This window comes from Pseudomonas alkylphenolica, from assembly GCF_004025535.1.
Lineage (GTDB): Bacteria > Pseudomonadota > Gammaproteobacteria > Pseudomonadales > Pseudomonadaceae > Aquipseudomonas > Aquipseudomonas alkylphenolica_A.
The window spans coordinates 446,326-458,260 of sequence record NZ_QJRG01000033.1; the positions used below are offsets into that span (position 1 = coordinate 446,326).

At 61.3% G+C, this 11,935-nt stretch carries 9 protein-coding genes; 2 read left to right on the forward strand and 7 right to left on the reverse strand.

All coding sequences use genetic code 11. From position 1 onward, the window contains the following. Complete coding sequence (gene mutM, locus DM813_RS02075; RefSeq protein WP_128321787.1) at positions 1–813, reverse strand: bifunctional DNA-formamidopyrimidine glycosylase/DNA-(apurinic or apyrimidinic site) lyase; 813 nt, start codon at positions 811–813, stop codon at positions 1–3. Between the two features lie 3 nt (positions 814–816). Then, complete coding sequence (locus tag DM813_RS02080; protein ID WP_206617355.1) at positions 817–1,635, reverse strand: HDOD domain-containing protein; 819 nt, start codon at positions 1,633–1,635, stop codon at positions 817–819. Between the two features lie 245 nt (positions 1,636–1,880). Between DM813_RS02080 and DM813_RS02085 the strand changes: the two genes are divergently transcribed. Continuing rightward, complete coding sequence (locus tag DM813_RS02085) at positions 1,881–3,077, forward strand: class I SAM-dependent rRNA methyltransferase (RefSeq protein WP_128321789.1); 1,197 nt, start codon at positions 1,881–1,883, stop codon at positions 3,075–3,077. A 60-nt stretch (positions 3,078–3,137) separates the two neighbouring features. Here the strand turns inward: DM813_RS02085 and mgtE are convergent, their stop codons facing one another. Further along, positions 3,138–4,196 carry a magnesium transporter gene (mgtE, locus tag DM813_RS02090; RefSeq protein ID WP_128321790.1) on the reverse strand — a complete coding sequence of 353 codons (1,059 nt, stop codon included), beginning with the start codon at positions 4,194–4,196 and terminating at the stop codon, positions 3,138–3,140. 283 nt (positions 4,197–4,479) lie between these two features. Then, positions 4,480–5,562 carry a phosphatidylinositol-specific phospholipase C gene (locus DM813_RS02095; RefSeq protein WP_128321791.1) on the reverse strand — a complete coding sequence of 361 codons (1,083 nt, stop codon included), beginning with the start codon at positions 5,560–5,562 and terminating at the stop codon, positions 4,480–4,482. A gap of 337 nt (positions 5,563–5,899) precedes the next feature. Between DM813_RS02095 and ilvD the strand changes: the two genes are divergently transcribed. Then, entirely contained in the window at positions 5,900–7,741 is a 1,842-nt protein-coding gene (ilvD, locus tag DM813_RS02100; RefSeq protein ID WP_128321792.1) for a dihydroxy-acid dehydratase, read from the forward strand. A gap of 69 nt (positions 7,742–7,810) precedes the next feature. Here the strand turns inward: ilvD and DM813_RS02105 are convergent, their stop codons facing one another. From DM813_RS02105 to DM813_RS02115, 3 genes are all read right to left on the reverse strand, one after another. After that, a complete protein-coding gene (locus DM813_RS02105; RefSeq protein WP_128321793.1) occupies positions 7,811–10,222 on the reverse strand; it encodes a TonB-dependent siderophore receptor in 2,412 nt (803 codons plus the stop codon). A gap of 132 nt (positions 10,223–10,354) precedes the next feature. Then, the gene (locus DM813_RS02110) at positions 10,355–11,302 is read right to left on the reverse strand and encodes a FecR family protein (RefSeq protein WP_128321794.1); all 948 of its coding nucleotides are present in this window, start codon (positions 11,300–11,302) and stop codon (positions 10,355–10,357) included. A gap of 29 nt (positions 11,303–11,331) precedes the next feature. Beyond that, a complete protein-coding gene (locus tag DM813_RS02115) occupies positions 11,332–11,865 on the reverse strand; it encodes an RNA polymerase sigma factor (RefSeq protein ID WP_128321795.1) in 534 nt (177 codons plus the stop codon). Positions 11,866–11,935: the final 70 nt, after the last annotated feature.

The following is an 11,935-nucleotide window of genomic DNA, read 5'->3' on the forward strand; positions in this document are numbered from 1 at the left end:
TCACGTCTGGCAGCGCGGGCAGAAAACGCTGGCGCGCTGCCCCAGTTTGACCTCGCGCAGAATGCTGCCGCAGACCTTGCATGGTTCTTCCCGGCGTCCGTACACGAACAGCTCCTGCTGGAAATAGCCCGGCTGGCCATCACCGCCGATAAAGTCGCGCAGGGTGGTGCCGCCGCGCTCGATGGCGCAGGCGAGGATGCGCTTGATCTCGATCGCCAGCTTCAGGTAGCGCGCTCGGGAAATGCCCCCGGCTTCGCGGCGCGGATCGATCCCGGCAGCAAACAGGGCTTCGGTCGCATAGATATTGCCGACCCCGACCACCACTGCGTTGTCCATGATGAACGGCTTGACCGCCATGGACTTGCCACGCGACAGCTGAAACAGGCGCTCGCCGTCAAACAGGTCGGTCAGCGGCTCAGGGCCAAGCCTGATCAGCAGTTCGTGGTTGAGCGGGTCGAGGCTCCAGAGCATGGCGCCAAAGCGTCGCGGGTCGGTGTAGCGCAGGGCCAGGCCCGACTCCAGTTCGATGTCGACATGCTCATGCTTGGCGGCCGGCAAACCGATCTCGACCAGGCGCAGGTTGCCCGACATGCCCAGGTGGCTGATCAGCGTGCCGACTTCGGCATTGAGCAACAGGTACTTGGCCCGCCGCTCGACCTTGACGAAGCGTTGCCCCGACAAGCGTACATCGAGGTCTTCGGGGATCGGCCAACGCAGGCGGCGGTCACGTACGATCACCCGGCTGACCCGCTGGCCTTCGAGAAACGGCGCGATGCCGCGCCGGGTGGTTTCGACTTCTGGTAGTTCCGGCATGAATCAGTGGCCGCCCAATTCGCGAATGGTTTGCTTGAGGTTCTCGAAGTCGTACTCGGAAAGCCCCACATAGTCGAGCACCAGGTGCCCAACGGCGTTCCATTCGTGATCCACGCTCTGATTGCCCAGTACCCGGTAGGAAGCGCAGATGTGCTCGGCCATCTTCAGCACCGCCAGCAGGTTCTTCAACTGTGTCTGGGCATTGCCCGACGACTCGTCGCGGAACACGGCCAACGCATTGTGGTGGTTGGCAATGGCGGCGCTGATGTGCTCGGGCAGGCGCCAGGACTTGGCGGTGAAGTAGCCGACCACCGAATGGTTGGTGTTGAAGATGCGATTCTCGGTATCGACTACCCGGGTTTCGGCATCGGCCTTGGCATAAGACTCTTCCAGCACATCCATGTAGTCGGGAAAGCGCTTGAGCATCAGCGGCACGCCGCAGTCATGGAACAGCCCGAGGGTATAGGCTTCGTCTGCCGACTGGATGCCGGTGCGCTTGGCCAGCGTCAGACAGGTCATGGCCACGTCCTGGGCGGTGTCCCAGAAACGGTTGAGGGTGACGATGGTCTCGTCGCTCATTTCGCCCTTGATCGACTGGGCGTTGATCAGGTTGATGATCGAGCGGCTGCCCATCAGGTTAACTGCGCGCTGGATCGAACCGATCTTGTTCGACAGGCCGAAATGCGGCGAGTTGACCAGTTTGAGCAAGGCGCCGGAAAGCCCCGGGTCCTGGGAAATCAGCTTGGCGATGGTTTCCAGATCCGGGTCGGGCATGTACTGCTCGAACTGCAGATCGACCATGATCTGCGGTTGCGGCGGAATGGTGATGCCTTGCAGGGCTTGCTGGATCTGTTCGGCGCTGAGTTCTTGGGACATGCGTACTCACTCGTGAAGGACGGCGAATTCTAACCCTGTAGCCCTGTTGCGTACCAACGATGCAGAGGATACCCACACATCCTGCTATGGAAGACCTGCAGGAGCGGATAAATCCGCGCCTACCGTCGCGCCCTGCACCGATAAAAAGGCCTACAGGTTATACTCCCGCTCTTTTTTCCCGGAGCGACGTCATGTCCCTGCCCAGCCTTCGTCTCAAAGCCAATGCCGACCGCCGCTTGCGCGCCGGCCACCTGTGGGTCTACAGCAACGAAATCGACGTCGCCGCGACCCCGCTGCATGGCTTCAAGGCCGGTGACCAGGCGCTGCTTGAAACCGCTGGCGGCAAGCCGCTGGGCATCGTTGCCATGAGCCCGAACAACCTGATCTGCGCCCGCCTGCTGTCGCGCGACATCAAGCTGCCGCTGGACAAGTCGCTGCTGGTACACCGCCTCAATGTGGCCCTGTCGCTGCGTGATCGCCTGTTCGACAAGCCGTTCTACCGTCTGGTTTATGGCGATTCCGACCTGCTGCCGGGCCTGGTGGTGGACCGTTTCGGCGACATCCTCGTCGTTCAGCTGGCGTCGGCGACCATGGAGCAGCACAAGGACGACGTCATCGCCGCCCTGGTACAGGTGCTCAAGCCAAGCGGCATCCTGTTCAAGAATGACTCGGCAGCCCGTGATGCCGAAGGCCTGGGTCGCTACGTCGAGACCGTGTTCGGTGTCGTGCCGGAGTGGGTCGCGCTGGAAGAGAACGGCGTGAAGTTCGAAGCCCCGGTGATGGAAGGCCAGAAGACCGGCTGGTTCTACGACCACCGCATGAACCGCGCACGCCTGGCCCCTTATGTTCAGGGCAAGCGCGTTCTCGATCTGTTTAGCTACATCGGCGGCTGGGGTGTGCAGGCAGGCGTGTTCGGCGCCAGCGAAGTGTTCTGTGTGGATGCTTCGAGCTTCGCCCTCGATGGCGTCGAGCGCAACGCCGCGCTCAACGGAATTGCCGAGAAGCTGACCTGCATCGAAGGTGACGTATTCGAAGCCCTGAAGGAACTCAAGGCTGCCGAAGAGCGCTTCGACGTGATCGTTGCCGACCCACCCGCGTTCATCAAGCGCAAGAAAGACCTGAAGAACGGCGAAGGCGCCTACCGCCGCCTGAACGAGCAAGCCATGCGCCTGCTGAGCAAGGACGGCATTCTGGTCAGTGCCTCGTGCTCGATGCACCTGCCCGAGGATGACCTGCAGAACATCCTGCTGACCAGTGCCCGTCACCTGGACCGCAACATCCAGCTGCTTGAGCGCGGCGGCCAGGGTCCGGATCACCCGGTTCATCCAGCTATCCCGGAAACCCGTTACATCAAGAGCATTACCTGCCGTTTGTTGCCTAACAGCTAATCTGTTTGACGAAAAATCCCGGCCAAGTGCCGGGATTTTTGTAAACAGAGCAGGCAGTCGTCAGATATCCAACACCTGCGAAGCAATCCCGAAGTACACCAGTACACCGGCGGCATCGGCAATCGACGTCACCAATGGCCCACTGGCGGTGGCCGGGTCGAGGTTCATGCGGCTGAGCAGGAACGGCAGGCTCATGCCGATGAGGCTGCCTAGCAGGACGATGACCAACATGCTGCTGGCCACGATCAACGCGATATCCGGGCCGCCGCGCAACACCCCCAGCGACGCAACCGCGACGGCCATGGTGCCACCCAGGGCCAGCGCCACCCCACACTCACGCCCGAGCAAGCTCAACCAGTCCCGCATGACCACCTCCCCCGTGGCCAGGGCACGGACCATCAAGGTCGCCGACTGGGCGCCGGCATTACCGCCGCTGTCGACCAGCAATGGAAGGAAGAACACCAGGGCGATATGGGCGGCAATGGTGTCTTCGAAGGCGGCGATGCCCGCCCCGGAAAACAGGTTGCCGAACACCAGCAACACCAGCCAGAGCACGCGCTTGCGGTAGAGCAGGCCCACCGTGGCGGTCTTCAGGTTGCCCAGCTGGGTGCCGATCAGCGCGCCCTTGTGGAAGTCTTCGGTGGCCTCCTCGACCACCACATCCATGGCGTCGTCACAGGTGATGATGCCGACCAGCCGGCCGTCGTTGTCCAGTACGGGCAAGGCCAGCAAATCGTGTTCACTGATCAGCCTGGCAACTTTTTCCTGGGAGGTAAACGTGCTCACACTGAGCACCGGACGAACCATCAACTGCTCTACCGGTAACTCCGGGCTGGCCAGGATCAATTCGCGCAGGGACAGGGTGCCGAGCAGGTTGCCCTGCTCATCCAGCACATAGGACTGATAGATGGTCTCGGCATCGGCGGCTTCACGCCGCAGCATGTCGATGGCCTGGCTCGCGCTGAGGCCGCTGCAGATACAGGAGTAGTGGCTGCTCATCAGCGCCCCGGCGGTGCCCGCCGGATAACGTCCAGCCTGCAGCAGGTCGTCACGGCGGGCCTGAGCCTGCTTGCGGGGCAAGGCCAGACTGGCCAGGTTTGCATCATGGATTGGGGTCATATCGATCTCCAGGCAGCGGCACAGGTGCCTGGAGGCCGACCGGCAAGGCTGACGGTCAGCTAACGGGCAGCCCTGGCGCCACGGCGTTCAGTGCCAGAATGTAGGTTCGCGATGAACTGAAACTGGGAAGGTCCATTAAGGGTGTCGTCTCGTTAGCCGCACATGCGGCGCGGGGATAGTAGGCAAGTAGCGCCTGGCCGTCTGTAGCAAAACCCACCCTGGGGGCCAAATCAGATAAGCACTACGACAAACCAGCAAAATCGCGACCGGTATGTCGCCAAGCTCAATGCCCAAGCTCATGGGCAGGGTGGTGATTGTTGGCGATGATGTTGGCAATCAGGGACTCTCCCGGGAAGTCGGCCATGATGATGCCCACGGTTCTTTGGGTCGGGCCCGGGCCGTTCATGTCGTTGATGTCGTCACGCGCCAGGGTGTTGGTGCCTTCGAATGAGATCGTGCAAACACGCAGCACGCAGGTGGTTCGGGGGAAAAACGGGTACCAGTCGACCTCCCCCAGGGCCAGAAGGCCCGTCGACAGTCGGGGTGCATCCGTGCCCGACGAGGAATGCCCGCTCGCCACGAAGTAAGGGAACGACCCGAAGCTGCCCGACAGGTAATTCACATAAAACATGTTCTTGTCCCCCGCCGCAGCACGGTGTAGCTGGCGCCTGATCTTCAGGTACTTCTCGTGCAGGTCCCAGTTGGTTTTGAGCGTAAAATCATCCTGGATGTCGAAGTTGCTATAGTTGAGCCCGTAAGGGTTGAGGTTGGAAATGTTGGAAAGCACCACAAACTTCCCCCGCGCCTCGCCCAGCGTTACGGTGTTGCGCGGTGCTTTCAGGTACGTACTGGAAAACTGTTTCATGTAGTGATCGAAGACATCCGCCAGGCTGACCGTCACGTTACTGTTCGCCGTGTGCTCTTCCTTGATCCGAAACAACACAGTTTCGCTGGGGTTGGCCTTGAGAAAACGCTCGATGGAGCGCAAGGCGGAGCCGAACATCTTGTCGAGAAAAACCGGGCCATGGTGCAAGGCGAAGACATCACTGGTTCGCCGGATACGCAAATCAAGGACGCGAATGCCATACCTCAGTTGCTCGTCGAAATTGAGCGTCTGAGTAACGACGATGTCGTCAACGATCGGAAACAGGCTGACATCGAAGGTGGCCGAATCATGGGTGCCGGGAAGCGCCAGTTCACTCAACTGCACGTCATCGCGGATTGATTTCATCCAGCTGCTTTTGTCGGTGAAAGAGTCATGGACATCGTGCGAATAGGCACCGTCCAGGTGCGGATTGGCAGTGGCCGCCTGGCTCAGGCAAAGGAACAGGCAGCCGAGGCTGATCAGGTGGTGAATGGTTGGCATGTTCGGGCCCTCCTTGGCGCGATTGATCCACCGCCACGCTAAATGCCCGGGTGCCAAAACAGGCCCTAAATAGATACCGGCACTACCCTGTTGCAGGCGTGTACATGACCGAACCTCGGGTTACATGCGCTTGTTCATTCCCTATACGCGCCAGCGGTGTAGAATCGGCTTATTCATCGCCAGTCATCCCCGGCGGGTTTATGAGCTCTGGTCGAGCACGCGGCGATCCCGCGCTGTCTTCGGCCCCATCCGTACCAGCGGCCACATGCCTTCGGTGCAAAGGACTAGAGAAGCTCACTCCCCTTTTTGTTACCTGATTAGCCGCCAGGAGTGCTTCATGCCTGATTACCGTTCGAAAACGTCCACCCACGGCCGCAATATGGCCGGCGCACGCGCTTTGTGGCGTGCCACCGGGATGAAAGATGAGGACTTCAAAAAGCCGATCATCGCCATCGCCAACTCGTTCACCCAGTTCGTCCCGGGGCACGTGCACCTGAAGGACCTGGGCCAGCTGGTCGCCCGCGAGATTGAGCGCGCCGGTGGCGTAGCCAAAGAGTTCAACACCATTGCGGTCGACGATGGCATCGCCATGGGCCACGACGGCATGCTCTATTCGCTGCCTAGCCGCGAGATCATTGCCGACTCGGTCGAGTACATGGTCAACGCCCACTGCGCCGACGCCATTGTCTGTATCTCCAACTGCGACAAGATCACCCCCGGCATGCTGATGGCCGCCCTGCGCCTGAACATACCGGTGATCTTCGTTTCCGGCGGCCCGATGGAAGCCGGCAAGACCAAACTGGCCAGCCACGGCCTGGACCTGGTCGATGCCATGGTGATTGCCGCCGACTCTACCGCCTCCGACGAGAAGGTTGCCGAGTACGAGCGTAGCGCCTGCCCGACGTGCGGTTCGTGCTCGGGCATGTTCACCGCCAACTCGATGAACTGCCTGACCGAAGCCCTGGGCCTGGCCCTGCCGGGCAACGGTTCGACCCTGGCCACCCACAGCGACCGCGAGCAGCTGTTCCTGCAGGCCGGCCGCACCATCGTCGAGCTGTGCAAGCGCTACTACGGCGAGAACGACCAGAGCGTCCTGCCGCGCAACATCGCCAACTTCAAGGCGTTTGAAAACGCCATGATGCTCGACATCGCCATGGGCGGTTCGACCAACACCATCCTGCACCTGCTGGCGGCCGCACAAGAAGCGGAAATCGACTTCGACCTGCGCGACATCGATCGCCTGTCACGCAAAGTGCCGCAGCTGTGCAAAGTGGCGCCGAACATCCAGAAGTACCACATGGAAGACGTCCACCGCGCCGGCGGCATCTTCAGCATCCTCGGCTCGCTGGCCCGTGGTGGCCTGCTGCACACCGACCTGCCGACCGTGCACAGCCCGAGCATGGAAGAAGCCATCGCCAAGTGGGACATCACCCAGACCGACGACGCAGCGGTTCACCACTTCTTCAAGGCCGGTCCGGCCGGTATCCCGACCCAGACGGCCTTCAGCCAGTCGACCCGCTGGGAAACCCTGGACGACGACCGTGAGAACGGTTGCATCCGTAGCGTCGAGCACGCCTACTCGCAAGAAGGCGGCCTGGCCGTGCTCTACGGCAACATCGCACTGGACGGCTGTGTGGTGAAAACCGCCGGTGTCGACGAGTCGATTCACGTGTTCGAAGGCAATGCGAAGATCTTCGAAAGCCAGGACAGCGCCGTGCGCGGCATCCTCGCCGACGAAGTGAAGGCCGGCGACATCGTCATCATTCGCTACGAAGGCCCGAAAGGCGGCCCGGGCATGCAGGAGATGCTCTACCCGACGTCTTACCTGAAGTCCAAAGGCCTGGGCAAAGCCTGCGCCCTGCTCACCGACGGTCGCTTCTCCGGCGGCACCTCGGGCCTGTCCATCGGCCACGCTTCGCCTGAAGCAGCTGCTGGCGGTGCCATCGGCCTGGTCCAGGACGGCGACAAAGTGCTGATCGACATCCCCAACCGTTCGATCAACCTGCTGGTCAGCGATGAAGAGCTGGCAGCACGTCGCGTCGAGCAGGACAAGAAAGGCTGGAAGCCGGTGGAAGTGCGCCCGCGCAAAGTGACCACCGCCCTGAAGGCCTACGCCCTGCTGGCCACCAGTGCCGACAAGGGTGCCGTACGCAACAAGGCGTTGCTCGACGGGCTGTAAGTCGTCTGCAACAAAAATAACCGGCGCCCTGTGCGCCGGTTTTTTTATTCACGCAGGCCGCCGGGCAGGTCAGTACTTGGCGCGCAGGGTCAGGGTCAGGTTGCGCGGCTCACCGTAGAAGTTCGAGCCCCAGGAGCTGTCGACACGCTCGTAATAGGTACGGTCGAACAGGTTGTTGGCGGTCAGCGTCGCAGACAGGTTGCGGTTGAACTTGTAACCTACCTGGGCGGTGGTGATGGCGTAGCCACCCTGGACGAAGTCCACGTCACGCTTGTAGTAGGTGGCGCTCACAGCCCGCACGCCGCCACCGACACTGAAATCCTTCAGCGGCCCGTCACTGAATTCGTAGCGCGTCCACGCGTTGAAGTTGTGCTTGGGGGTGATGGTGGTGCCCTGGTTGGTGTCTTCGCCACTGAGCGACTTGAGCATGGTGAACGCGTAACCGGTGCTGATGCTCCAGTTATCGGTCAGGTTGCCACTGAGTTCGGTTTCCCAGCCCTGGCTGCGGATCTTGCCTTGCGCTTCATAGTATTGGTTGTTGGCGACCAGCTCTGCCCGGTTTTCGTCGTAGATGCGGAACACGGCCACACTGCCGTTCAGACGACCATCGAAGAACTCCCGTTTGAGACCCAGCTCATATTGCTTACCCTTGCGTGGCTCGATGATCTCATTGTCGCTGCCGACTTCGGTCTGCGGCTTGAACACGCTGGTGTAGCTGGCGTAGGCCGACAGCTCGGGAGTCAGCTTGGCCACCAGCGCCCCGTAAGGGATGAACTTGCGGTCGATATTGGTATCGGTGGTGCTGAAGTTGTTGAAGAACGCGTTGGCGTTGTGTGCCTCGCTTTCAAACCAGGTCACCCGGCTGCCGAGGATCACGTCCAGCCAGTCGGTAGCGCTGATCTTGGTTCGGGCATAGAGGCCGTACTGATGGGATTTCGACCAGTTGCCGTTGTCCATCTCGTACTTTTGCTTGGGGATGTTGATGCTGCCCGGATCGAACACGTTGGTATCGAAGTATTCCCCACCTCCGTAGGTGAAATCCTTGTCCAGGTGCTGGTATTCAGCGCCCGCCGTGAACTCATGGGTACGCCCGAAAGCTTCCACCGGCAAGGTGACAAAGCTGTCCACACCCAGGGTCTTGATATGGGTGTAGTAGGAGTAGGCCACGGCCGAACTGGCACCGGTATCCGGATCGACAGCACCGTCGCTCCAGGTGAAGTTGCGGGTCGGGGTCTCGGCATCGCGGTAGGTCAGCGAGGTCTTGAACTGGCCACCGTTTTCCAGGGCATGGTCGACTTCGAAGAAACTCTCCCAGACGTGTTCGTCCAGTTCGTTCCACTTGGCGTCGACGAAGGTCGAGCGGCTGACGTCCAGCAGCTTGCCATTGGCGTACGCCGGCAGGCCGAAGGCCGGAGTGGAATGGTTGTGCTGGTAGGCGCCGCCCAGCGACAGGGTGGTGTCCGGCGTGACGTCGTATTCCAGCCGGCCATACACCATCGGTCGCTCATTCTGGGCATAGTCGACGAAGGACTTGTTGTCTTCATAGGCAGTGACAAAGCGCCCACGCAGGCTGCCGTCACTGTTCAGCGGCCCGGTGATATCCACCGTCGAGTGGTAGTGATCGTAAGAGCCTGCAGACAGCTCGCCGCTCAGGGCGAACTCACCCAGTGCACGTTTACGCACCAGGTTGATGGTACCGCCCGGCTCGCCGGCCCCTTGATACAGGCCTGAAGGCCCGCGTAGCACTTCGACCCTGTCGAACATCGCCAGGTCGAAGCTGGTCATCAGGTCGCCTTGACCGGTGATCTGGGAAACACCGTCGACCTGCACCTGATCGACCAGAAAGCCACGCATGTAGACGTCATTGAGACTGGAACCGGAGTTGTAGCTCTTGATCGTCGCCCCGGTTACCTGGCGCATGGCGTCCTGCAGGCTGTTCATGTTCTGGTCGTCGAGACGCTGGCGGGTAACCACCGACACCGACTGCGGGATGTCCTTGAGTTTCTGCTCGCCTTTACCGATGGTCAGGGCGCCAGTGGTGTAGGAACCACTGCCTTCGGTGGTGGCGCCCAGGGCCTTGCCACCGACCATGGTCGCGCCCAGTTGCAGGGCGGCATCGCCATCACTGGACAGGCGCTTTTCCAGCGTGACACTGTCGCTGTCGATGTAGCTGGCGTTCAGCCCGGTGCCTGCCAGCAGGCGTGCCAGGGCCTGCTCCTGTGGATAACTGCCTTTGAGTCCGGAAGAGCGCAAACCTTGGGTCATTTCGGCGTTCACCAGTACCTGCACCCGGGTCACGGCGCTGAAGGCAGCCAGCGCGCCGTCCAGCGATTGTGCCGGTATGTCGAACTGATAAGCCTGAGCCTGCACCGCAGTTGCTGCCAGCACTGGCATGGCCAAGGTACTGCCCCCCAGGGCAATGGCCAGGCTCAGTAGCGTCGGCAGACCGGACTGGCGCCGGGTGGCGGTAGTGGTATCCATCAGTGGTGCTCCCCAAATCGTCGAAATCGTTTAGCTGCGCCGCACTGTCTGAGAGTGCTTATTATTTGCGCCTACGAGATCAAGGACGACCGCTGCCAGGGAAACCCTGAAACTTTTTTTCAAATTTTTTCATCAGCCTTCGCGCAGCACCCGCAGGTAGGGGGTGTACTGCTCGGCGCGCAGGCCCAGGGTGTGCGTCAAGGCTTTGAGGACGGCATCCGGCTTGTCGATTTCGAACACCCCGGAGACCTTGCGTTGACGCAAGGTCTCGCCGAGCACCAGTGTCTGTCCTGGCCAATAGCGGTTGAGCGCATCCACTACCTCGGCCAGTGGTTGTTGCCGGAATACCAGTTGGCGCTGGCGCCAGGCAAACTCGGCGGCAACGTCGAAACCGTGCTCCGCGCCCAATTGCGTGCCGCGGTATTCGACACCCCGGCCAGGCTCGAGCAGCACCGACTGGCTGTTGTCGGCGCTGACCTGGACCTTGCCCTGGGCAACGCGCACACGGGTCTGATCGCCCTGCTGGGCAACGCTGAAGCGCGTCCCCACTACCTTGACCCAGCCGTCACCGGAGCGAATCAGGAACGGGCGCGATGCATCATGGCTGACGTCGAACCACGCTTCGCCACGCAGCAGACGCACCCGGCGCTCACCCTCGCGCAACTCGACCTGCACCGCAGTGTCGGTATTGAGTTGCAACTGTGAGCCATCGGCCAGGGCAATCGCGCGCGACTCCCCTGTAGCCGTCGCGTAGTCCGCGCGCCAGCGGTCCGGCCACGGGCTGGCCGCCAGCACGCCAAGCATCAACAGCACAGCGGCAGCGTTCGCCCAGACCCGCACCGACGGTCTACGCCAACGCGCACGCTGGGCCTGGCGTATGCGCTGAGCGGGCTCACGCAAGGCGCCCAGCAAATCGAGCATTTCGTTCCAGGCCTTGAGCTGGGCAGGCCCGCGCGCCAACCAGGCAGCGAATGCTTCCCGCTCGGTGTCGTCGAGGTCTTCAGCCTGTAGGCGGTAGTACCAGCCACTGGCCTCGGCGAACAGCTCGTCATCGGCATCCATGGCATTCGGGTCAATCATCAGTGTGTCCGTAGCTGCAAGTGGCCGGCTCATCCGCGCGGCTCCGACGCGCCGCTGAGCAGCCGCGCCTTGATAAAGGCCCGGCAATCGATCAGCGCGCGACGCAATTGGTATTCAACGCTACGTGGGGAAACGTTGAGACGCTCAGCAATTTCCCGGTAGGAACATTCATCGACATGGTAAAGCAGGAAGATGTGCCGAGTCGCCTCGGGCAAGGCCTGAATGGCATCATGCATCAGCGCATGCTCCTGCTGGGCCGAGAGTTGCTCTTCTGCGCCCGGTGCATGGCAGGGCAGGTCATCGCTGGGTTCACCGCCATCCAGGCGCTCGCGGCGGATCATCTGACGCTGATGGTCGCGCACCAGATTGCTGGCAATTGTGAAGAGGAACGCCGGCAGGTTGTCGATCTTTTTGTCGCCAGGCAGTCGCGCCAGACGCAGGAACGACTCCTGCGTCAGGTCGGCGGCAACCTGGGCATTGCCAATGCGCCGGGCAACAAAGGCTTCCAGCGCTTTTTTGTGCTCGGCAAACAACCGGGCAATCTGCATATTCCACGAAGACACGGCACGTCCTGGCAGCGAATCTCAAGGTGAGCGCACGCTAGCAGAAGATGAGATGTATTCGCAATTGATA